The sequence below is a fragment of the Brachybacterium tyrofermentans genome (assembly GCF_039526165.1).
Taxonomy (GTDB): domain Bacteria; phylum Actinomycetota; class Actinomycetes; order Actinomycetales; family Dermabacteraceae; genus Brachybacterium; species Brachybacterium tyrofermentans.
The window spans coordinates 79404-101688 of record NZ_BAAAIR010000032.1; the positions used below are offsets into that span (position 1 = coordinate 79404).

17 protein-coding genes are annotated in these 22285 nt (G+C 70.2%); 10 read left to right on the top strand and 7 right to left on the bottom strand.

What is annotated here, in order from left to right; translation table 11 throughout:
• The first annotated feature begins 20 nt into the window (after positions 1-20).
• Together ABD093_RS06265 and ABD093_RS06270 are read left to right on the top strand one after the other, a co-directional pair.
• Positions 21-755, top strand: a complete 735-nt coding sequence (locus ABD093_RS06265) for a lysophospholipid acyltransferase family protein (RefSeq protein WP_343923178.1) — start codon at positions 21-23, stop codon at positions 753-755.
• A 192-nt stretch (positions 756-947) separates the two neighbouring features.
• Positions 948-2342, top strand: a complete 1395-nt coding sequence (locus ABD093_RS06270) for a class II 3-deoxy-7-phosphoheptulonate synthase (protein ID WP_343923180.1) — start codon at positions 948-950, stop codon at positions 2340-2342.
• A gap of 343 nt (positions 2343-2685) precedes the next feature.
• Here the strand turns inward: ABD093_RS06270 and ABD093_RS06275 are convergent, their stop codons facing one another.
• Positions 2686-4863 (bottom strand): Stk1 family PASTA domain-containing Ser/Thr kinase, encoded by a 2178-nt coding sequence (locus ABD093_RS06275; protein WP_343923182.1) that lies wholly within the window; start codon positions 4861-4863, stop codon positions 2686-2688.
• A gap of 147 nt (positions 4864-5010) precedes the next feature.
• Between ABD093_RS06275 and ABD093_RS06280 the strand changes: the two genes are divergently transcribed.
• Complete coding sequence (locus tag ABD093_RS06280; RefSeq protein ID WP_319021559.1) at positions 5011-5364, top strand: Rv2175c family DNA-binding protein; 354 nt, start codon at positions 5011-5013, stop codon at positions 5362-5364.
• A gap of 26 nt (positions 5365-5390) precedes the next feature.
• On the opposite strand, the gene ABD093_RS06285 is transcribed toward ABD093_RS06280, so the two are convergent.
• Positions 5391-6524, bottom strand: a complete 1134-nt coding sequence (locus tag ABD093_RS06285) for a polyprenyl synthetase family protein (protein WP_193117320.1) — start codon at positions 6522-6524, stop codon at positions 5391-5393.
• A 151-nt stretch (positions 6525-6675) separates the two neighbouring features.
• Between ABD093_RS06285 and ABD093_RS06290 the strand changes: the two genes are divergently transcribed.
• The 4 genes from ABD093_RS06290 to ABD093_RS06305 all read left to right on the top strand — a co-directional run bounded on the left by ABD093_RS06290 (position 6676) and on the right by ABD093_RS06305 (position 11274).
• On the top strand, positions 6676-7836 hold the full coding sequence (locus tag ABD093_RS06290) for a hypothetical protein (RefSeq protein WP_193117319.1): 1161 nt from the start codon (positions 6676-6678) through the stop codon (positions 7834-7836).
• Between the two features lie 53 nt (positions 7837-7889).
• Complete coding sequence (metX, locus tag ABD093_RS06295; RefSeq protein WP_193117318.1) at positions 7890-9128, top strand: homoserine O-acetyltransferase MetX; 1239 nt, start codon at positions 7890-7892, stop codon at positions 9126-9128.
• 88 nt (positions 9129-9216) lie between these two features.
• The gene (locus tag ABD093_RS06300) at positions 9217-9642 is read left to right on the top strand and encodes a universal stress protein (RefSeq protein WP_193117317.1); all 426 of its coding nucleotides are present in this window, start codon (positions 9217-9219) and stop codon (positions 9640-9642) included.
• 216 nt (positions 9643-9858) lie between these two features.
• Entirely contained in the window at positions 9859-11274 is a 1416-nt protein-coding gene (locus ABD093_RS06305; RefSeq protein WP_193117316.1) for an RNA polymerase sigma factor, read from the top strand.
• A gap of 242 nt (positions 11275-11516) precedes the next feature.
• On the opposite strand, the gene ABD093_RS06310 is transcribed toward ABD093_RS06305, so the two are convergent.
• Complete coding sequence (locus ABD093_RS06310) at positions 11517-11735, bottom strand: DUF7455 domain-containing protein (protein ID WP_193117315.1); 219 nt, start codon at positions 11733-11735, stop codon at positions 11517-11519.
• 129 nt (positions 11736-11864) lie between these two features.
• Between ABD093_RS06310 and ABD093_RS06315 the strand changes: the two genes are divergently transcribed.
• Both ABD093_RS06315 and hisF read left to right on the top strand, forming a co-directional pair.
• A complete protein-coding gene (locus tag ABD093_RS06315) occupies positions 11865-13982 on the top strand; it encodes a DNA gyrase/topoisomerase IV subunit B (protein WP_193117314.1) in 2118 nt (705 codons plus the stop codon).
• Entirely contained in the window at positions 13979-14764 is a 786-nt protein-coding gene (gene hisF, locus ABD093_RS06320) for an imidazole glycerol phosphate synthase subunit HisF (RefSeq protein WP_193117313.1), read from the top strand. The genes ABD093_RS06315 and hisF overlap by 4 nt, the downstream gene beginning before the upstream one ends.
• 124 nt (positions 14765-14888) lie before the next feature.
• Here the strand turns inward: hisF and ABD093_RS06325 are convergent, their stop codons facing one another.
• The 4 genes from ABD093_RS06325 to ABD093_RS06340 form a co-directional block, all read right to left on the bottom strand.
• On the bottom strand, positions 14889-15182 hold the full coding sequence (locus ABD093_RS06325) for a hypothetical protein (protein WP_343923188.1): 294 nt from the start codon (positions 15180-15182) through the stop codon (positions 14889-14891).
• 561 nt (positions 15183-15743) lie between these two features.
• Complete coding sequence (locus ABD093_RS06330; RefSeq protein WP_343923190.1) at positions 15744-16613, bottom strand: D-hexose-6-phosphate mutarotase; 870 nt, start codon at positions 16611-16613, stop codon at positions 15744-15746.
• A 44-nt stretch (positions 16614-16657) separates the two neighbouring features.
• Positions 16658-16957, bottom strand: coding sequence for a hypothetical protein (locus ABD093_RS06335; RefSeq protein ID WP_343923192.1), 300 nt, complete (start codon positions 16955-16957; stop codon positions 16658-16660).
• A 23-nt stretch (positions 16958-16980) separates the two neighbouring features.
• The gene (locus ABD093_RS06340; protein WP_343923193.1) at positions 16981-19437 is read right to left on the bottom strand and encodes a DNA gyrase/topoisomerase IV subunit A; all 2457 of its coding nucleotides are present in this window, start codon (positions 19435-19437) and stop codon (positions 16981-16983) included.
• A gap of 102 nt (positions 19438-19539) precedes the next feature.
• Between ABD093_RS06340 and ABD093_RS06345 the strand changes: the two genes are divergently transcribed.
• On the top strand, positions 19540-22269 hold the full coding sequence (locus ABD093_RS06345; RefSeq protein ID WP_193117308.1) for a GNAT family N-acetyltransferase: 2730 nt from the start codon (positions 19540-19542) through the stop codon (positions 22267-22269).
• Positions 22270-22285: the final 16 nt, after the last annotated feature.

Sequence of the window (22285 nt, forward strand, 5' to 3'; positions counted from 1 at the left end):
GCATCCACGAGGAGTCCGCTGTGCTGTACGAGCTCGCCAAACCGGTGGTGATGGCGATCTCCCGTGTGCTGTGGAACCCCACGATCCGCGGCGTGGAGAACGTGCCCGAGAGCGGACCGGTCATCCTCGCCTCGAACCACCTGGCGTACTGCGACACCGTGTTCCTGCCCGGACAGATCCGCCGCACCGTCCACACCCTCGGCAAATCGGACATCTTCTCGGGCCGTTCGCTGCCACAGCGGATCGGTGCCCGCATCATGCGAGGTCTCCATGTGATGCCCGTGGACCGCAGCGGTGGAAGCGCTGCGCGATCCGCCCTCGATGCCGGAGTGGCCGTGCTCGAGGCCGGCGGAATACTCGGGATCTACCCCGAGGGGACTCGGAGCCCCGACGGCCGCCTCTATCGCGGCAAGACGGGCGTGGCCCGCATCGCCCTCGCGACCGGCGCGCCGATCGTCCCGGTGGCAATGGTCGGCGCCCATGAGGCCCAGCGGGGCCGGAGGTTCTTCCCCCGTCGTCGTCCGCAGATCACAGCCGTGCTCGGCGAGCCGTTGCTCGCCCGTGATCTCGCGAGCGCCTGGGAGGGCGCCGACCAGTCCGCACTCCTGCGCGGCGTCACGGAAACGGTCATGGAACGCATCCAGGAGCTGTCCGGGCAGGAGCGCAGCGAGGAGTACTCGGCCGACGTCAAGCGGCGGTTGCGGGCCGCCGCCGAAGGAGGTCGTGCCCCCGCGCGGCGCGACATCTCCCGGTGACCCTCTCTTGCTCCTTGCTCCTTGCTCCTTGCTCCTTGCTCCTTGGTTCCCTGGCTCCCGGCACCCTGACAGACCGGCGATCGACGGTCGCTGATCATGGCTGGATGCCGCCGTGCAGCAGGGCGCACGGACTGTGGTCCTGCCCACTGGAACGTGTCCGCTTCGCGTCCGCGCACTGCGTACCCTGAGGGGGTGACCCAGTACAGCTCCGATGCCCCCGCCCGCGCCCATGCCTTCACCCTGTCCTCGGCCGATGACGGCCTGGCAGCGCTCGGTGCTTGGCGAGACTATCCGCGGGTGCAGCAGCCGGTATGGCCCGATGAGGAAGAGCGCGCACAGGTCTTCGAGGATCTGCGCGCGGCTCCGCCGCTGGTCTTCGCCGGCGAGGTCGATGTTCTGCGCGACCGGGTCGCGGCCGCGGCCCGTGGGGAGGCCTTCCTGCTCGCCGGCGGCGACTGCGCGGAGACCTTCGCCGACTCCACCGCGGATCGCATCCGCAACAAGATCCGCACGATCCTCCAGATGTCGGCGGTCCTGACCTACGGCGCCTCGGTGCCGGTGGTGAAGATGGGTCGTATGGCGGGCCAGTTCGCCAAGCCGCGCTCCTCGGACGAGGAGACCGTCGACGGTCAGACCCTCCCGACCTACCGTGGCGACGCCGTGAACGCGTATGCGTTCACCCCGGAGTCCCGCATCCCCGATCCGAAGCGGCTGTGGAAGACGTACACCACGAGCTCGGCCACCCTGAACCTGCTGCGCGCCTTCACCGGCGGCGGCTTCGCGGACCTGCGAGAGGTCCACTCCTGGAATCGCGGCTTCACCTCGGGTGCCGGCTACGACAGGTACGAGGAGCTCGCCGGGCAGGTGGACAAGGCCATCCGCTTCATGGACGCGATCGGTGCGGACTTCGACGCGCTCAAGGTCGTCGAGTTCTACGCCTCGCACGAAGCACTGCTGCTGGACTACGAAGAGGCGCTGTCCCGGATCGATTCCCGCACCGGGGAGATCTACGGCTGCTCCGGCCACTTCCTGTGGGTCGGGGAGCGGACCCGTCAGCTCGAAGGCGCCCACGTGGACTTCATGGCACGCCTGCGCAACCCGATCGGCGTCAAGCTCGGCCCGGATGCCTCGGTGGATGACGCGCTGCGCCTGATCGACAAGCTCGACCCGGAGCGCGAGCCCGGCCGGCTGACGTTCATCACCCGTATGGGAGCGGGGAAGATCCGTGAGCGGCTCCCCGCCCTCGTGGAGGGCGTGCGTGATTCCGGGGCGCAGGTCGCCTGGGTCACCGATCCGATGCACGGCAACACGATCACCTCGTCGAACGGGTACAAGACCCGTCGGTTCGAGGACATCCTCGACGAGGTCGTCGGCTTCTTCGAGGTGCATCAGGCCCTGGGCACGATCCCGGCCGGACTGCACATGGAGCTCACCGGCGATGACGTCACCGAGGTCCTCGGCGGTGCCGGAGAGATCGACGAGGAGGGGCTGACCCGCCGGTACGAGACGCTGGTGGATCCACGGCTGAACCACCAGCAGTCCCTCGAGCTCGCCTTCCTCGTCGCGGAGATGCTCTCCCGCCGCTGAGCGGTCGGCCGCCCCGCACAGGGCCGCCCCGCACAGAACCGACCCGCACAGGGCCGACCCGCACAGGACCGACCCGCACAGTGCCGACCCCATCGGCGCACAGGGCTGGAACTCGAGGTCGCGGGGTCGGCTGGTCTGTCGAGCATGCGTGGCGTGTCGGTGAGGCGCCGCTCAACGACACGTGCTGCTGGATACCTCCGGGTAACCATTCGCCGGATGCTTCCGGCACGAGGCGAGCCGTCTCTGCAGGTCGTGGGCGCCACGCCACGGACGCCGAGGCGGATCATCCGCCGGTCAGCGGACGCCTGGTCTCATCCTGCACGCCGGACAGAAGGCCTATCTATCAGAACACCGTGATGGTGATCGCAGAGCCCTTCTCGGCCTCAGACCCAGCGGCCGCGGACTGCTCGTAGACGAGGCCGAACACCGGCGTGCCGCGGTCGTGCTCGACCGTGACGGCGAACCCTGCGGCCTCGAGTGTGGCCTTCGCCTCGGCCTCGGGCTTCTGGAACACGTCGGGGACCTTCACCATCTCGGGCCCGAGGGAGGTCACGACGTTGACGGTGTCGCCGCGGTAGGCGGTGCCGGACGCCGGGGACTGGGAGATCACTGACCCGGCGGGAACGCTGCTGGAGTGAGCCGATGAGCTCGTCACCGTGAATCCGGCGGCCTCCAGCGCGCTGCGGGCGCTCTGGCCGGTCCTGCCCGTCTGATCGGGGACCGTGATCGGCTGCCGCCCCTGGGAGACGACGACGTGGACCTCCCCGCCGGCGGGGAGCGCGTCCTCCTCCTGGGACTGGGAGATGACCTCGCCCTTCGCGATCTCCTCCGAGTACGTCGGGTCGTCCTCGACCAGCTCGAGACCGGCGTCCTCCACCTCGCTGCGAGCGGCCTCGAGGTCCATGCCCTCGACATCGGGGACAGGGAAGGTCTGTACGCCCTTGGAGACCACGAGCTCGACGCCGGATCCCTTCTTGACCGTGGTCCCGGTCGAGGGGCTGGAGGAGATGACGTGGCCGGCAGGAACGGTCTCGTCGAACCGCTCCTCGGTGCGCACGGCGAGATCGGCGGAGTCGAGCACGGCTTCGGCATCGGTCAGCTGCGTGCCCGTGAGGATGGGGACGGTGCGATCGGCGCCGGGACCGGTGTTGAGGTACCAGTCGCCGCCGGTCCACGCCCCGAGCGCCAGAGCGGCCACGAGGCTCAGCGCCGCCATCAGGGCGAGCGGGCGCGAACGGTGTCGCGTTCCGAGGGGGAGGTGGCGGCCACGGCGTCCCTTCGGGGCGCGCAGCACGACGGTGCGCTCGCTGGCGTCTTCGTCGTCCGCGCGCTCGGAGCTCTCTGCGGTGGCTGACGCGTCCCGGCTGTCGGAGTCGTCCGGGCCGTCCGGGCTGCCGGGGCTGTTCGGGCTGCCGGGGCTGGCCGAGTGTTCGAGATCGAGCGCGAGCTCCGAGCTCTCCGCGACGTCCGGCACCTGGTCGACGAGCTCCGCGGGCAACGGGGAGCTGTCGGCGCCGATGTCGCTCCGGTCGCCTTCGAGGAGTCCGGCGGGGAACGCCCGCGGGCCGCGACGCAGCTCGGAGACGACGTCATCGAGATGGGAGGTCGGCAGCTTCACGTCGGAGGTGTCGCCGAGCTCGCGGGCGGCAGGACGAGTGTCCTGGACCGCGGCGGGGAAGGTCTCCATGAGCTCTCGCACCGCGCGCAGGAGATCCGCGGCGGTGGCGGGGCGCTGCTCGACGGTGCGGGCAGCGGCCCAGGTCACCAGGGAGTCGAGTTCACGGGGGATGCCGGAGGCGACCGTGGACGGTGCAGGAATGTCCTCGTGCACGTGCTGGAAGGCGATGTGGACGGGCTGCTCGCCGCGGAACGGCTGGACCCCGGTGAGCATCTCGTACAGGACGATCCCCAAGGAGTACAGATCGCTGCGCTCGTCGCTGTGCCCTCGGGTGACCACCTCGGGGCTGATGTAGGCGACCGTTCCCAGCAGCGTCGCGCTGGCCGAGGAGTTGCTCGATCCGATGGCGCGGGCCAGACCGAAGTCCGCGACCTTCACGAGCCCGTCCTGAGCCAGGAGGATGTTCTCGGGCTTGATGTCCCGGTGCACGATCCCGGCGGCATGCGCGGCCACCAGGGCCTCGAGCACCTGCGCCGTGACATCGAGGGTCTCGCCGATGGTGAGACGACCTCGGTCGACGATACGTGCGCGGAGGGTGTCACCCTCGACGAGCTCCATGGCGAGGTAGATGCGGTCCTCGTCGGCCCCCTGGTCGAAGACCCCGACCACGTTGCGGTGCGCGAGCCTCGCGGCGGCCCGGGCCTCGCGGCCGAAGCGGCGCCGGAAGTCCTCGTCCATCGCCAGATGGGGATGCATGATCTTGAGGGCGACGACGCGGTCGAGCCGCTCGTCGTGGCCGCGGTGCACCGTCGCCATTCCGCCGCGCGCGATCGGCTCCTCGACCCGATAACGGTCGTCGAGGAGCAGGCTGATGCCGGGGGAAGTCGACGTCGCCGCGCTCACAGGGCCAATCTAGGGTGCGGAGCCGCGAGGAGTTCGCACCGACACACGCCGAGAGCGCTCAGGAGTGTGACGTCGGACGGCGTGATGTCCGCAGCCGATGGGTCCGTCGGGGTGCGCGCCGGTCCTCGGGCGTGGCACCCTGGTCCCGTGAATGCCCTCGATGAACTCATCCCTGACTGGCTCGCCCTCCCCGATGTGGCCCTGCACCTGGACGTGGAGGTCTCCCGCGTGCGTCGACTCGTCGACGAGGGGGAGCTCATCGCCGTGCGCCGCGGCGACCCCGTCGTCCGGATGATCCCGGCGGCGCTGCTCACCGAGGACGGCATCGCCCCGCACCTGCGCGGCACGATCACGATCCTGCGCGACGGCGGCTTCGACGACGTGGAGCTGCTGACGTGGCTGTTCACCGAGGACGACTCGCTGCCCGGTCGTCCGATCGATCAGCTGCGCATCGGCCAGCGCGGCGAAGTGCGACGCCGGGCCCAGGCACTCGCCTTCTGACGGGTCGCCGAGACCCTCTGGGCCGGTCAGCGAGGCAGCGACTCGACATCGGTCGCCTGCGCGGCGAGAGCGGCGAGTCCGGCGCGGCCCGGCTCTCCGATGCCCGTGGCACCGTCCAGGATCTCGCGGGCGCTCGTCGCGCGAGCTCGAACCTCCTCGGCGACCGAGCGGACCGCACCGGAGGAGACCATGAGCTGGTGCGCCTGCTGGATCTGCGCCGGTGTCGCGTCGGAGCGACCGATCACGCTCTCCAGCAGTGCGCGCCCGGCACCGTCGGTCGCGGACTCGGTGCGTGCCAGCAGCACGGTGCGCTTGCCCTCGACGATGTCGCCCCCGATCGGCTTGCCGGTGTCGTCCTGGTCGCCGATCACGCTGAGCAGGTCGTCACGCAGCTGGAACGCCGTGCCGACCTCGATCGCCCAGGCGGACAGCTGGTCCAGGACGGTGTCGTCCGCGCCCATCAGCGCCGCGCCGATCCGGACCGGCCGCAGCACCGTGTACGGGACGGTCTTCCAGCGGATCACGGACAGCGCCGCGCTCTCCGCATCGCGAGCCGAGGAGAAGCCTCCTGCTTGGTGGAGGATGTCCAGGAACTGACCGGACATGACCTCGGTGCGCAGATCATCGAACTCCCGGCGGGCCCGCGCCGTCCTCGACGGCTCGACCTCGACACCGGCGGCGAGCTGCTCGGCCCAGCTGAGCGCGAGATCACCGAGCACGATCGCGAGCGCGACCCCGTAGTCCGCGGAGGAGCCGACGAGGCTCGCGAGCTCGTGACTCGTGGCGGCATCGACATGGAGAGCGGGTCGTCCGCGGCGCACGGGGGAGTGGTCGATGACGTCGTCGTGCATGAGGGCGGCCGCCTGGACCAGCTCGATCGCCGCGCCGTAGCGCGCCAGCGCCTCCAGCTCGTCCTCCGTGGGCTCCCGCTGCAGAGCCGCGGCCCCTCCCCAGAAGCAGAAGCGCGGGCGCAGCAGCTTCCCTCCGTCGAGATACCGAGCGAGGGTGTCCACCAGCGCTGCGGTCTCCGGGGAGATCTCGGCGAGATGGTCGCGCCGCAGCGCGAGCTCGTCGGCGGTGATCGACTCGACCCGTTCGACCAGACGTCGATCGAGTTCACGGAGGTCGGCGCCGGTCAGCGGCGCTCCAGCAGGGGACATCGGTACTCCTTCTCGACGGACACGAAGATCTTCGCATGACGTCCTGACCGTGGACCGCATAGGGGTCGGCACCTTCCCTCCACACAGGGTCTCTGTCCCCAACGCGGGCTCGAGGACTGCGCGGACGACGGCGGTGCACGAGGGTCGATCCATGACGACCAACACCCCACCGGCCGGTTCCGACCGGCGTGTCCTGCACCCCTACGACCCCTCGGAGTTCCTCGCCGAGACCAGGATCTGTCTGCGTCAGATCCCGACCGACTGCCTGATCGTGATGGGCTGCGGGAAGAGCGGGCAGACACCCGTGGTGACCACCTCCGACCTGTCCGATCTGCTCGCCCCGGCCTGGGCGGACCGGCTCGAGCAGCATCTGGAGCTCCTGCTGAGCCGAGGTTGCTGCCGGGCCTCGGCCATGGTGGTCGTCGGCGACGGCCACGGAGCGCTCCCGGAGCCTGCCCTGGAGGAGCTCACGGTGCGATTGGCGGCGAGGATCCTCGCGACGGCCGCGCATCTGCTTCCGGACCCCTTCCCGTTGGAATCCCTCTGGATGGTCGGCAACTCTCAGTGCCGACAGGTGCTCCGAGGCGAGCCCGACGTCGACGAGGAACGGCTCCTGGTCTCCCCGCCCCAGCCGCTGCGTCCCTTCCAGGAGACCCGCGCCGCGGCGGATGAGGTGCTCGTCGGACGGTCCGTCCCGCAGCCGCCTCGAGAGGAGCCGCGCCTCGATCTGGTAGGTCGCCAGCTGCACCTCACTCGGACCGCGCTCGACGCCGCCGTCGATCCGGGAGAGCTCTTCGCCAGGGCGCGGGGAGCGCTGCGCAGGCTGCGTGCCTCCGACGGCGGGCCCGCGGATCCGGCCTTCGTGACGGACTGTGAACTGGTCTCCGACCTCGTCTCCGCCGTCGCGGTCGAACGGCTGCACTGGGAGCTGCTCGCCCGCTGTGTGGATCGCGGGCACGCCTCGCCCATCGATCGGGAGCAGCTGCTCCAGGTCCTCGTCCGTGACGGATCGTGGTGCCCGGATAGCGACGTCTGTGCAGGTGGCGACTGGTATGAGGCGATCGCGCAGCTGCGTCACGTCGCGGCTGCGGCCTGTGCTGATCCCGAACTCCCGGGCCATGCGATCGCGAGGGAGGCGTGGCGGGGGCTGACGGCGATGCTCACTCTGCTCGCGTGGTGGAATCACCGGTTCGCCACGGCGGGCAGTCTCGTGGATGAGCTGTGGGACCGGGAACCGGCGTCGACTCTGGCACCCTTGTTGGCACGTATGACCGACACGCCGATCTTTCCGGCCTGGTGGCCCAGCCCCTGACCACAGGGTGGCTGGTGCGAGCGGGGCCGGAGCGCAAGGAGGAGGGGCCGCCGATGACCGCACTCGGAGCTCTGAACCGGACGACGGCGACCAGCACGTCGGCCCCGAGCCAGCAGGCAGAGACGTCGATCCCGGCCCGGCAGTTGACCGGAGCGAACGCCCCGGATCTCCCGCAGGCCGCATCGACGGGCGCCTGGACCCCCGAGCAGGGGGTGGGGGAGCGGCGGTTCGCCTCGATCGGCTCGCTCGAGCTCGAGAGCGGCACGGTCCTCGAGGACGTCACCATGGCCTACGAGACCTGGGGCACGCTCGATGCGGACGGCGGCAACGCGATCCTCGTGCTGCATGCGCTCACCGGGGACTCGCATGTGCGCGGAGGCGTGAGCGACGCGCACCCCAGCCCCGGATGGTGGGAGGACGTGGTCGGCCCCGGTCTCCCGATCGACACCGAGCGCTGGTTCGTGATCGCGCCGAACATCCTGGGTGGCTGTCAGGGGAGCACCGGGCCCAGCTCTCCGGCACCGGATGGCCGGGCCTGGGGTTCCCGGTTCCCGGTGCTGACCGTGCGGGACCAGGTCGCCGCAGAACGACGACTGCGCGACCAGCTCGGGATCGAGCGGTGGGGACTGGTCATCGGCGGGTCGATGGGCGGTATGCGCGCGGTCGAATGGGCGGTGAGCCATCCCGAGGAGGTGGAGCGGCTCGCCGTCATCGCCAGCTCGGCGCGGGCGACCGCCGATCAGATCGCCTGGAACAGCGCCCAGAGCGCCGCGATCCGGGTCGATCCCGAGTTCCGCGGCGGCGACTACTACGACGTCGTCGGCGGCCAGGGCCCGCAGCTGGGGCTCGGCATCGCGCGGCGCATCGCCCACACCACGTATCGCACCGCGACCGAGCTCGAGGCCCGGTTCGGGAATCGCCCCCAGGAGGGCGAGGACCCCTTCGACGGGGTCGGACGGCACCAGATCACCAGCTATCTGGACCACCATGCCGGCAAGCTCTCGCGCCGTTTCGACGCGAACTCCTATCTCGTGCTCGCCCACTCGATGAGCACCCATGACGTCGGCCGGGACCGCGGCGGGGTCCCTGCGGCCCTGTCCCGGGTCAGTGCTCGGACGTTGGTGGTGGCGATCGACTCCGACCGCCTGTTCCCGCCGGCGCTGGTGGCGGAGATGGCTGAGCACATCCCGCGCTCCACCTGGCAGGTGGCGCAGTCGGAGATCGGGCACGATGCGTTCCTGCTCGCCCATCCCGATCTCGACGGGTGGATCGCGGACCTGCTCGATGGCTAAGCTCCTGCTCGATGGCTAAGCTGGGGAGATCAGTCGACGGCCCTCGAGCGAGGCGTCTCGAGAACCGTCCCGAGTTGGGAGCTGGCGAATGACCGTTGTCGTGGGCTACACACCATCGAGCCAGGGCATGGCCGCCCTGCGCTCCGCAGTCCGGAGCGCCAAGCGTGACAAGACGGACCTGGTCGTCGCCTATTACGAGTTCTGCGAGGCCCCGGACGGGCTCGCGGCACCGTCCGAGGAGGACGTGCAGACGGCCCTTGCGGAGGCCGATGCAGAGGGGGTCGACGTCGTGCTGCGTCGTCGATCGCTGCCGGACATCGGCGAGTTCCTGCTGACCGTCGTCGAGGATGTCTCGGCGACGCTGCTGGTGATCGGGCTGCGACGCAAGTCGCCCATCGGGAAGCTCAATCTCGGCGCCGCCGCACGGCGCGTCGTGCTCGGAGCGCCGTGCCCCGTGCTCGCCGTGAAGGACGATGACCGGGCTGCGGGCGCCGGCAGGCACGCTGTCGCCTGAGCATCGACATGGGTTCTCGGCGGGTGCTGCCGACGCAGCGCCGAGCACTGCTGGAGCACTCCGGGTGCACTCCCGGTGCGGCCTCCGGGCGAGGCCGGGAATAAGTGCTCCCGCAGGACGTTATACTTGTGAGGCTTGACGGCACCGTGCCTTCGTGCGCCGTGAACCCGGTGGATACCGGGTCGACGGTTGCCCCAGGACCCGAGCCGCGCCGAGATGACTGATCGCCCGAGTGTGGCGGTGAACCCCAGGGACACCGCCGGAAGAAGGAACTCTGTGACCTCCTCCAAGACCGCTGAGACCGCCACCGAGCCGACCGCTGAGGCGGCCGGCCCCGAGGCGGACGCGACCTCGAAGCGTTCCGCGTCGACCGCGAAGAGCACGACCGCGAAGACCGCCGGAACTCCGAGCAAGCGCACGTCCAGTACCAAGACCGCCGCGGAGCCGGCGGACGATGCCGAGGCTGCCGCCGCCACGAAGCCGGAGGCCAAGAAGCCTGCCGCACGGAAGACTGCTGCGAAGAAGAAGCCCGCCGCCACGAAGGCGTCCAAGGCCGCTGCCGCGGCGAAGGGCGCGGAGGAAGAGGTCGAGGAGGAGGTCGAGGAGTCGGAGCCCAAGAAGGAGGCGTCGGCTGCCGACGCCAAGGTCGAGGCCTCCGGCGGATTCATCTTCAACGCCTCTGAGGATGACGCCCCTGCCCAGCAGGTCGTCACCGCCGGCGCGACCGCCGATCCGGTCAAGGACTACCTCAAGCAGATCGGCAAGGTCGCACTGCTGAACGCCGCGCAGGAGGTCGAGCTCGCCGAGCGCATCGAGGCCGGTCTCTTCGCGGAGCAGAAGCTCAAGCGCGAGGAGTCGATCGCCAAGACGAAGGCCGGCCGTGAGCTCGGGATGATCGCCGAGGACGGGCGGGCCGCCAAGGACCACCTGCTCGAGGCGAACCTCCGCCTGGTGGTCTCCCTCGCCAAGCGCTACACCGGCCGCGGCATGCTCTTCCTGGACCTGATCCAGGAGGGCAACCTCGGACTGATCCGCGCCGTGGAGAAGTTCGACTACTCCAAGGGCTACAAGTTCTCGACCTACGCGACCTGGTGGATCCGTCAGGCCATCACCCGCGCCATGGCGGACCAGGCCCGCACCATCCGCATCCCCGTGCACATGGTCGAGGTCATCAACAAGCTCGCCCGCGTCCAGCGGCAGATGCTGCAGGATCTGGGCCGGGAGCCCACCCCCGAGGAGCTCGCCAAGGAGCTCGACATGACCCCGGAGAAGGTCGTCGAGGTCCAGAAGTACGGCCGCGAGCCGATCTCCCTGCACACACCCCTGGGCGAGGACGGCGACAGCGAGTTCGGTGACCTCATCGAGGATTCCGAGGCCGTGGTCCCGGCGGACGCCGTGAGCTTCACCCTGCTCCAGGAGCAGCTGCACTCGGTGCTGGACACCCTGTCCGAGCGCGAGGCCGGCGTGGTCTCCATGCGCTTCGGCCTCGAGGACGGCCAGCCCAAGACCCTCGACGAGATCGGCAAGGTCTACGGGGTCACGCGTGAGCGGATCCGGCAGATCGAGTCCAAGACGATGTCGAAGCTGCGTCACCCCTCGCGCTCGCAGGTGCTGCGCGACTACCTCGACTGAGAAGAACCCCGCATGACCTCGACGGCGGCGCCGGCGACCCGAGCACGGGGCCCGGCGCCGTCGGCGTCCGGGGCCAGATCCTGAGGAGGCCGAGAACGAGGAAGAGGTCGAGGCCTGGTTCTCCGTCAGGGTGAGGCCGAGGTCGCCGTCAGGGACCGGGACGACGAGAGGGCACCCACCGGCGGTGGGTGCCCTCTCGTCATGTCATGGGTGCGAGGTCGCGTCACCCGGACCGTGGATCATCAGTCCTCGACGGGTTCAGGCTTGGCGTGCAGCCTCTCCGTCTCGTCGATGAACTCGGAGGCGACGTCCTTGAGGGCGTCCTGGTGGGCGCGGGCGTGATGTGCACAGAACATCAGCTCGCCGCCAGCCTCCAGGAGCACCTTGACGTACGCCTGGGCGCCGCAGCGGTCGCAGCGGTCGTGTGCGGTCAGCCGGGGGGCTTCAAGAGTCAGGTTCATGGTCCTTTTCTAGCATCGGACGCGCGCTGAGGGGAGTACTTGGGGCTGTGGTTCGCTCGGGGCGCAACGAACCTGTGAGCGGTGCCGCAATGCGCGGTTCCGGGGCGCCGGACACGTAGGATCCGAGGCGTGGCCACCTCCAGCAGCTCGAAGAAGTCCGCATACGACGCACGCAACCTCCAGGTCCTCGAAGGCCTGGAGGCGGTCCGCAAGCGTCCCGGCATGTACATCGGATCGACGGATTCCCGCGGGCTCATGCACTGCCTGTGGGAGATCCTCGACAACTCGGTCGACGAGGCCCTGGGCGGTCACGGCGAGTCCATCTCGGTGATCCTGCACCCCGACGCCTCCGTCGAGGTCCGGGACACCGGCCGTGGCGTCCCGGTCGATGTCGAGCCACGCACCGGGCTGACCGGCGTCGAGGTCGTCTACACCAAGCTCCATGCCGGCGGGAAGTTCGGCGGCGGCTCCTATGCGGCCTCCGGCGGCCTGCACGGAGTCGGCGCGAGCGTCGTCAACGCCCTCTCCGGCCGCCTCGATGTCGAGGTGGACCGTGCGGGGAAGACCTATGCGATGAGCTTCCAGCGCGGTCAGCCGGGGAAGTTCGAAGACGGCGACCAGCCCGCCGCCGAGGCACCCTTCACCCCGGCCCAGGGTCCGGGGGAGCTGCGCGTGATCGGCAAGGCGAAGCGCGGTGTCAGCGGCACCCGGGTGCGGTACTGGGCGGATCCGCAGATCTTCATCAAGGGCTCCCACTTCGCGCTCGACGAGCTGCACCGACGTGCCCGGCAGACGGCGTTCCTCGTACCCGGCCTGCAGATCTCCGTCACGGATCAGCGTCCCGAGGCCTCCCCGGATCAGCCGGCCACCCGCAGCTACAAGTACGACGGCGGGATCAGCGAATTCGTCGAGTACCTGGCGCAGGACGAGAAGATCACCGATGTGATCCGTCTGCAGGGCTCGGGCGACTACACCGAGACCGTGCCCGTGCTCGACAAGAACGGACACATGGTCTCCACCGACGTGGAGCGTTCCTGCGAGGTCGATATCGCGCTGCGCTGGGGTGCCGACTACGACTCCACGCTGCGCTCCTTCGTGAACATCGTCGCCACGCCCAAGGGCGGCACTCATATGGCCGGCTTCGAGCAGGCGCTGGTCAAGACCATGCGCAAGCAGGTCGAGAACCAGGCCCGACGGGTGAAGTTCAATACCAAGAACGAGAAGATCGAGAAAGACGACGCCCTGGCCGGCCTGACCGCCGTGGTGAGCGTGCGCATCGACGAACCGCAGTTCGAGGGCCAGACCAAGGAGATCCTCGGGACCCCGGCGATCCGGGCGATCGTGGGGAAGGTCGTCGAGCAGCAGCTGACCACCTTCCTCACCTCGACCACGAAGGGTGAGAAGGAGCAGGGCGCTCTGGTCGTCGACAAGGTCGTCTCCGAGATGCGGGCGCGCATCGCAGCGCGGATGCATAAGGAGGTCTCACGGCGGAAGAACGCCCTGGAGTCGTCCACGATGCCGACCAAGCTGGCCGACTGCCGCACCCATGACGTCGAGCGCTCCGAGCTGTTCATCGTCGAGGGCGACAGCGCCCTGGGCACCGCCAAGAACGCACGCTCCTCCGAGCACCAGGCGCTGCTGCCCATCCGCGGCAAGATCCTCAACGTGCAGAAGGCGTCCATCACGGACATGCTCAAGAACACCGAGTGCGCGGCGATCATCCAGGTCATCGGCGCCGGCTCCGGGCGCACCTTCGACCTCGAGGCCGCACGCTACGGCAAGATCATCATGATGACGGATGCCGACGTCGACGGTGCCCACATCCGCACGCTGCTGCTGACCCTGTTCCACCGGTACATGCGGCCGCTGGTCGAGGCCGGGCGGGTCTATGCCGCGGTCCCGCCGCTGCATCGGGTGGAGATCGTCCACGGCGGCAAGAAGAAGAACGAGCTGGTCTACACCTATTCCGAGGCGGAGCTGAACAAGCTCCTGAAGAATCTCGATCGGCGGGGCAAGCGGTACAAGGAACCGATCCAGCGGTACAAGGGACTGGGGGAGATGGACGCCGATCAGCTGGCGGACACCACCATGGATCCCGGCCATCGCACCCTGCGTCGCGTGCGCATCGAGGATGCGGAGGCCGCCAGCGCGGTCTTCGAGCTCCTGATGGGTTCCGAGGTCGCTCCCCGCAAGCAGTTCATCATCGAAGGAGCCGAAGAGCTCGACCTGGAGAGGATCGACGCATGAGTGTCGCCGTCCGTGTGATCCCCTGCCTGGATGTCGATGCCGGCCGGGTCGTCAAGGGTGTCAACTTCCAGGGCATGCGCGATGCCGGGGACCCGGTCGAGCTCGCCGCCCGGTACGGGGCGGAGGGGGCCGATGAGCTCACGTTCCTCGACGTGACCGCGTCCTCCGGCGGCCGGGCCACCATGATCGATGTGGTGCGCGCCGCCGCGGAGCAGATCTTCATCCCGTTGACCGTCGGCGGCGGGGTGCGCTCGGTGGACGACGTGGACCAGCTCCTGCGGGCAGGCGCCGACAAGTGCGGCGTCAACACCGCCGCCATCGGCCGTCCCGAGCTGATCAGCGAGATCTCCCACCGTTTCGGCAATCAGGTGCTGGTGCTCTCGATCGACGCCCGGCGCGTCACCGAGGACACCCCGGAGGGCACGGCCCGCAGCGGGTCCGGCTTCGAGGTCACGACGCACGGAGGCCGCCGCGGCACCGGCATCGATGCGATCGCGTGGATCCGCGAGGTGACGCAGCGTGGCGCCGGAGAGATCCTGCTGAACTCCATGGATGCCGATGGCACCGAGAAGGGCTTCGACCTCGAGCTGATCCGGCTCGCGCGGGAGGCCACCACTCTCCCGCTGATCGCCTCGGGCGGTGCGGGAACGCCGGCGGACTTCGCGCCGGCCGTGCACGCCGGCGCCGACGCCGTGCTCGCGGCGAGCGTGTTCCACTTCCAGAAGATGACGATCGCCGAGGTCAAGCAGGAGATGGCGGCCGACGGCATCACCGTGCGCTGACCGGCACACCGTCCGACGCCGGGTCGCGGCTCGGTGACGGATGCGCGCAGGACAGGGCCCCGTCCGGGAACGGACGGGGCCCTGTCTCATCAATCCCACGGTGGTCGTGAGCCGGAGCGCGGCGTCACCGCCGGGGCATGGCGCTGACGGCCAGCGCGCTCAGGAACAGCCGATCCCGTTCCTGGAGCGCGTGCTCGGCAGCATCACGGCGGCGCGCGCGCTCGATCGCGCGGCGGCGGGCACGTGTCGGTGCCTCGGCGCGTTCCTCGGCGCGTTCCTCGGCGATCGTATCGGGCGGGAGGCGATCCGAATCGGCCCTCTGAGCACGGCGGGGCTCAGGGAGCGGATCCCGCAGCGTCGGCAGCGGCGTGATGACGGTGGTGGTGGGTGGACAGTCGAGGGGAGTCTGGACAGACATGGCGGCCTCCTGGCCGGTGGGGTGCGTTCGAGTCTTCTCGGCACCGCGGACAGGACGTGTCCGCAGGGCGAAGAGGGCGTCAAGAACCGCTCGACAAGGGTCGAGGGAGTGTCATGACGGGGCGGCGAGGGACCGACATGCTGCGACGCCGGCAGGGAGCCGACATGCGGCGACGCGGAGCGGTCTCCGACCTCGGCGAGGCTTATGCGGCGCGGCCGGTGGTGCTGTGTGCCCCACCGTGCGCTGTCGCGGGCACAGTCGATCTGTGCTGCCCGACGGAAGGCGCGCCACAGCCGAGCGGCACCGCGGTTCTGCGGTCCGGGAACGGGGTGGTGTGCATCTCCATGGGGACAGTCGACCATCCCGGTCCCTGGACGGCAAGCGAATAAATCCTGCTCACAGCGGGACGGACTGCACGAAGGACAGCAGGACGGACAGCAGAGGAGCCGGCCACGCCCAGGGCAGGGCGGGACCGGGTCCTCGGAGCAGAGCGCGGGCTGGGACATGCACGCTCGGTGATCCGTGCTGAGAACTCAGAACTCAGAGCGCAGTTGTCAGATCTCAGTGCTCGATGCGGTAGGTGACACCCAGGGTGTGCGAGGCACCGGGCTCGAGGGCCACGAAGGCATCCTTCGCCACGGCGGGCTCGATACAGACGAACTCGGGCCAGGCCGAGTCCGGGAGGTCGGCCATGCCGGTGACGAGCTCTTCCCAGGGGTTCCACACGATCGTCTTCGCCGTGCCGCGGGGCGTGGAGACGAGGCGACGTGAGGCGAGCTCGTCGGTGATCGTGACCTCGCCGTGCGCGTCGACGATCCGGTCCGTGGAACCGGTCAGGCGCAGCGCTTCGCCCCCGAGCACGTCTGCAGCCAGGCCGCGGGTGTTGTCGAGGTACTCCGCGTTCTCCAGCCCCTGGATCGCGATCCGGCGCACGTCGTCGACGGCGAGATAGGTGTGCAGGGCGGCTTCGATCTCGAGCGACCTCGCCCCGGCGGTGAGCGTGAGATCCACGGAGAGCTCAGCCCCGATGCGGAACACGACGGTCCCCGAGAGCTCCGCGGCATCCTGCGGGGTCGCGAGCTCCAGGACGGCGTCGTCACCGTCGAGAGCCGCGGAGACGAGCTCCCAGCGGACGTTGCGCAGCCAGCCGTGCTTGACGGTCATGGACCCGTCGCGTCCCGGCCCGAACCAGGGGCCGACCAGCGGAATGCCCCCGCGGATGGCTTCTCCGGGGCCGAAGGCGGAATCCGGGCTGAGCCACAGCAGATCGGATTCCCCGGCCGGCGCCCAGCTGGTCAGATGCGCGCCGTCGAGGTGGACCACGGCGCGAGCGGACGGCACGTCGACGACGATCGCGTCGGTGCCATGGACCTGCTCGAGGAGGACCCCGTCGGGCAAGGAGAGGGAAGCGGCGGTGCTCGAAGTGTTCATGGCGCTCATCGTCGCACGGGGGAGAGGCCCCCGACCGGCAGGTGTCAGGGAGTTGCCGTCGGACCGGGTCCCCGAACGCGGTCGGCATCCGGCGCCTCGTGGGGTGCTGGCGCCGCGACCAGACCGGGGGCGGAGGGCGCGCACACGGCGGCGAGCTGCCCGATGGATCCCGGACCGGACGGGGGAGCCGTGCCGCGCAGGACGAGGAGTCCGACCACCAGGCCCGCGACCGCCCCGGCGATGCCGAGCGTGAGGCTGATGCCCTCTGCCGGGAGCGGCTCCGTCGACAGCAGCCGCGCACGGGTGCGTGCCATCAAGGAGGCGCGGTCCTCGGAACGCGTCATCGGGCCAGCTCGCCGCGCGCGGTTCAGCCGACCGCGGCGATCGGCACGGCGACCGGCGTGCCGGAGCCGTCGCGTCGGCCCGTGGGCTCAGGCAGATCGATCGGCTGACCGGCCTCCGAGCAGGCCCGGGCGGGGTGCGGCACCACCCAGGCGCCGATGAGCGTGTCCTCGCCCCGGAGGAAGCGGTGGCAGCGCATCCCGGCCGTGGCGCGGCCCTTGGCCGGGAACTCCGTGAGGGCCGAGACCTTGAGCGAGCCGGTCTGCAGCAGGGGCAGGGTGCCGGAGCTGCCGGACACCGTCACGACGTCCGCCGCACCGGTGACGTCGACCGTCCCGAAGGCGACGACGTGGGCGTCGGCGGAGAGCTTGATCCCGGCGACACCGCCGGCGCCACGGCCCTGGGGCCGGACTCCGGAGGCGGGGAAGTGCAGCAGCTGCGCGTCGGAGCTGATGAACACCAGGTCCAGGTCGCTGTCCTCCTCCATATCCACCACGCCCACCACGGTGTCACCGTCCTTGAGCGCGATGATCTCGAAGCCGTCGGAGCGGGGGAAGTCGAGCTGGACCCTCTTCACGACGCCCTGGCGGGTGCCGAGCGCGATCGCGCCGCCGCGGGCCAGATCCGCTTCGGCGAGCCGGATCAGACCCATCGGGCTCTCGTCGCGCTCGAGGTCCAGGAGATCGGCCAGTCGGGTGCCTCCCGCCAGGGACGGCGCCCCGGCGGTGGGGGCGAGCGAGGGCAGCTCCACGACCGACAGGTGCAGCACACGACCCCGATCGGTGACGACGCCGATGGTGGATCGGGTCGAGGTGAGCACGTCGGAGACGATGACGTCATGGGAGGCGCGCTGGCCCTCCCGCAGCACCACGTCCTCGCCGGCGATGCGCGCCACCAGGGACGTGCCGGTCAGCAGCACCCGGCAGGGCTCGTCGGCGACCTCGAGGGACCCGGAGGCGGTCACGGCGGGCTGGTCGGCGGCCTCCAGCAGGACGGTGCGCCGGGAGTCCCCGTGCTCGGCGGCGACCGCGGCGAGCTCCGTCGAGACCAGCTCGCGCAGCACCGCGTCCGAGCCGAGGATCTCCTCGAGCGCCTCGATCTCCCGACGGAGGTCGTCGCGCTCGGCCTCGAGGTCGATCTGCGAGAACTTCGTCAGCCGGCGCAGGCGCAGCTCGAGGATGTACTCGGCCTGCAGCTCGGAGAGATCGAAGACCCCCATCAGACGCGTGCGCGCGGACTCCGCGTCATCGCTGCTGCGGATGATCTGGATGACCTCGTCGATGTCGACGATCGCCAGCAGCATGCCCTCGACCAGGTGCAGGCGCGCCCTGCGCTTGGCGAGCCGGTGCTCGGTGCGCCGGCGCACCACCCGCAGCCGGTGGTCGACGAAGACCTCGAGCATCTGCTTCAGGCCCAGGGTGCGCGGCTGGCCGTCGACCAGGGCCACGTTGTTGATGCCGAAGGACTCCTCCAGCGGCGTGTACCTGTACAGCTGCGAGAGCACGGCCTCGGGGTCGTAACCCGACTTCACGGTGAGCACGAGGCGCAGGCCGTGGTGGCGGTCGGTCAGGTCCTGGTAGTCGGTGATCCCCTGGACCCGCTTGGCCTGGACGGCGTCACGGAGCTTCTCCGCGACCTTCTCCGGGCCCACCTGGTAGGGCAGCTCGGTGATCACGATGCCCTTGCGGCGGGAGGTGATGTTCTCGATGCGCGTCGTGGCCCGCATCTTGAACGAGCCGCGCCCGGTGCGGTAGGCGTCGCGGATGCCGTCGAGTCCGACGATCCGGCCGCCGGTGGGCAGGTCCGGACCGGGGACGAAGCGCATGAGCGCGTCGAGATCAGCCTCGGGATGGTCGATCAGGTGACGTGCGGCGGCGATCGTCTCGATCAGGTTGTGCGGGGCCATGTTCGTGGCCATGCCGACGGCGATGCCCGAGGCCCCGTTGACGAGGAGGTTCGGGTACTGCGCCGGCAGCACATCGGGCTGGGTGAGCTGGTTGTCGTAGTTCGGGATCATGTCCGAGACGTCCTCGTCCAGCGAGTCCGTCATCAGCAGAGCAGCCTTGGCGAGGCGGGCCTCGGTGTACCGGGCGGCCGCCGGCCCGTTGTCCAGGGAGCCGAAGTTGCCGTGCCCGTCCACCAGGGGCATGCGCATGTTGAAGCTCTGGGCCATGCGCACCAGGGCGTCGTAGATCGCGGTGTCGCCGTGGGGGTGGAGCTTGCCCATCACCTCGCCGACGACGCGCTGACTCTTGACGTGCCCGCGCTCGGGCCGCAGTCCCATCTCGGCCATCATGTAGAGGATCCGGCGCTGGACGGGCTTGAGCCCGTCGCGCGCGTCCGGGAGGGCCCGGGAATAGATCACGGAGTACGCGTATTCGAGGAATGACGTCTCCATCTCACTGGTGACGTCGATGTCGACGATCGTCTCGTCGACCTCGTCATCCCCGGCGGGCGGCTGGGTGCTTCGTGATCGGGCCATGAGGGACATCATGGCGCATGACCGGCCATGATCCCGGGAACCAGGGCCCGGACGGGACGTGAATCCCGTCTATTCCACAGTCGTCGGCGATAGGATCCGAGCATGTCCGACAGTCGTGTGCCCAGGCGTGAACCCCTGCGTTCCCTGCGACGTCGCGCCGCCGACGCCCCGGCGGACCCCGCGCCGGAGTACCCGGCGCACTGGGAGGCCGACATCGCGCTGCGCGACGGGTCCGCGGCGCATCTGCGGCCGATCCGTCCCACGGACGCGGACGCCCTCCAGGACTTCCATCAGCGGCAGTCCGAGCATTCCCGCTATCTCCGCTTCTTCGCGGCGATGCCGCAGCTCTCGCCCCGCGACCTGTCCCGGTTCACGCACGTCGACCACCACGACCGGGTGGCCTTCATCGTGCTGGTGGGCGACGAGATCATCGCCGTCGCACGGTACGACCGCATCGAACCGCGAGCGGCAGAGGTCGCGTTCAACGTGTCCGACGCGCGCCAGGGGGCCGGGCTCGCCTCCGTGCTGCTCGAGCATCTGGCGGCCGCGGCCCGCGAACGGGGGATCAGCTTCTTCACCGCCGAGGTGCTCCCGCAGAACGCGAAGATGATCAACGTGTTCACCGAGGCCGGCTTCGACGTGGAGCGCACGATGGACGACGGCGTCGTGCTGGTCTCCTTCCGCATCGACCCCACGAAGCGCTCCCTCGCGGTGATGGCGGAACGCGAGCACCGCGCGGAGGCCCGGGCCATGGAGCGCCTCCTGACACCGGAGTCCGTCGTGCTGATCGGGGTGTCCTCGCGCGCCGACTCCGCCGGGGGCCGGTTCCTCACGGCGCTCGAGACCTCCGGGTACGGCGGCGCCGTCCACGTCGTCTCCCGGGAGGCGTTCGAGCTGCGCGGCCACCGCACCCGTGCTCGGGTCCAGGACATCCCGGGAACCGTCGACCTCGCGGTGATCGCCCTGCGGCCGGAAGCCTGTCTCGACGCCATCGAGCAGTGCGCGGAGATCGGGGTGCGCAGCGTCGTGATCCCCACCGAGGGGTTCACCGACAGCGAGCAGGGACGTCAGCTGCAGCGGCGGCTCGTGGCGCGCTCCCGACTCCATGGCATGCGCCTGCTGGGCCCGGGGTCGCTCGGCTTCCTCCGCACGGGCGAGGACGCGATCAGCCTCTCCCTCGCCCCGAAGATGCCGCGCCCCGGCCCCGTGGCGCTCGCCGGCCAGTCCAGCGCGCTGTCCGCGCTGCTGCTGGCGGGGACGGACACCCGCGGGATCGGCCTCCACGAGTTCGTCGGCGTCGGCAACCGGGCGGACGTCTCCCTCAACGACACCCTCCAGCACTGGGAGGACGACGAGAACGTCCGGGTGATCGCGCTCGCCCTGGAATCGATGGGCAACCCGCGCAAGTTCACCCGGCTCGCCCGGCGCCTCACCCGGAAGGTGCCGCTGATCGTGCTGCGTCCGCCGGGCGTCGACTCCACGACGCCCCCGGGTCACGACGTGCGCCGCTCGACGCTGCCGCGCCGTGCCCTGGACCAGGTGCTCGGATCCTCCGGTGTCGTGCAGGCCTCCGGGGTGGACCATCTCCTGGACATCACCGACGCCATCGGGCGCCAGGGGCTCCCGCCGGGCCAGCGCGTCGGGCTGCTCTCGAACACCGCCGCACTCGGCGCCGCCCTGCGCGGGGCGACCGACCAGGCGGGTCTCGAGGTGGTCGCCGACAATCGCAGCGTCCCGCTGTCCCCGGACCCCCGACTGATCCAGCGCGCGTTCACCTCGATGGCCGCGCTCGGAGAGGTGGACCTGGTCATCGCCGGCATCCTCGACCCGCTCAGCGGGGACGCCCTCGAGGTGATCCGGGCGATGGCGACCGTGGCCCGCCACTCCGAGGTGGTGCTGCTGGTCTGCCTGATCACCGATGCCGACCGGTACGCCCAGGTGCAGCAGTCGGTCCGTCGCGACCAGGACCTGCCGCCCGTCCATGCCACGCCCTATGGGGCGGTCCGTGCCGGGTCCGGGATGCTCGCGGCCGCTCTGCGCCCGGCGGTCGACGACGACGAACCCGCGCATCGCGAGGACGTCGACCGTGTCGTCGCCCGGGAGTTCGTGGACCGGGCCCTCGCCGCCACCGGGCCCTCGACCCGAGATCTCACCGCCGGCGAGGTGAGGGATCTGCTGTCGGCCTACGGGATCGGGGTGCTGGACTCCCATCCGGTGCTCGACGCCGACGACGCCGTGGAGAAGGCGCACGGCCTCGGCTATCCCGTCGCCCTGAAGAGCACCGACGAGGTGCTGCGCCACCGGGCGGATCTCGGGGGAGTGCGCCTGGCCATCCCCGATGAGATCCAGCTGCGCCATGCGGTCGCGGCGATGCGTCGCGACCTGTCCTTCTCCAGCGCCCCGCTCGAGGTGCAGGCGATGGCCCCACCGGGCGTCCCGATGGTGGTGCGGAGCGTCGAGGACCCGTCGCTCGGACCCGTCGTCTCCCTCTCCGTCGCCGGTGACGCCACCGACCTGCTCGACGACATCGCCTACGCCATCCCGCCGTTCAGCGAGGAGGGGGCACGCGGCCTCATCGACACCCCGGCGAGCGCGGTGAAGCTCCAGGGGGCCAAGGGGCTCCCACCTGCCGACCGTGAGGCGCTCGCCGACCTCGTGGTGCGGATCGGACTACTCGCCGAGGACCTCCCGGAGCTGGCGATGCTCGAGCTGTATCCGGTGCTGGTGGGACAGGAGGGCGTCAGCGTCGTGGGGGCCACCGTGCGGCTGAGCCCGGCTCCCAACCGGACCGACAGCTCCCGTCGAGCGCTGTCGGGACCGGCGGGCTCCTGAGCCCGAGGGCGTGGGA

Bases quoted from the DNA above. Each gene is read 5' to 3' on its own strand.
- ABD093_RS06345 (WP_193117308.1), top strand. From the start codon at position 19,540: ATGTCCGACAGTCGTGTGCCCAGGCGTGAACCCCTGCGTTCCCTGCGA.
- ABD093_RS06285 (WP_193117320.1), bottom strand. From the start codon at position 6,524: ATGTCCCCTGCTGGAGCGCCGCTGACCGGCGCCGACCTCCGTGAACTC.
- metX (WP_193117318.1), top strand. From the start codon at position 7,890: ATGACCGCACTCGGAGCTCTGAACCGGACGACGGCGACCAGCACGTCG.
- ABD093_RS06290 (WP_193117319.1), top strand. From the start codon at position 6,676: ATGACGACCAACACCCCACCGGCCGGTTCCGACCGGCGTGTCCTGCAC.
- ABD093_RS06330 (WP_343923190.1), bottom strand. From the start codon at position 16,613: ATGAACACTTCGAGCACCGCCGCTTCCCTCTCCTTGCCCGACGGGGTC.
- ABD093_RS06340 (WP_343923193.1), bottom strand. From the start codon at position 19,437: ATGGCCCGATCACGAAGCACCCAGCCGCCCGCCGGGGATGACGAGGTC.
- ABD093_RS06305 (WP_193117316.1), top strand. From the start codon at position 9,859: ATGACTGATCGCCCGAGTGTGGCGGTGAACCCCAGGGACACCGCCGGA.
- ABD093_RS06325 (WP_343923188.1), bottom strand. From the start codon at position 15,182: ATGTCTGTCCAGACTCCCCTCGACTGTCCACCCACCACCACCGTCATC.
- ABD093_RS06300 (WP_193117317.1), top strand. From the start codon at position 9,217: ATGACCGTTGTCGTGGGCTACACACCATCGAGCCAGGGCATGGCCGCC.
- hisF (WP_193117313.1), top strand. From the start codon at position 13,979: ATGAGTGTCGCCGTCCGTGTGATCCCCTGCCTGGATGTCGATGCCGGC.
- ABD093_RS06335 (WP_343923192.1), bottom strand. From the start codon at position 16,957: ATGACGCGTTCCGAGGACCGCGCCTCCTTGATGGCACGCACCCGTGCG.
- ABD093_RS06310 (WP_193117315.1), bottom strand. From the start codon at position 11,735: ATGAACCTGACTCTTGAAGCCCCCCGGCTGACCGCACACGACCGCTGC.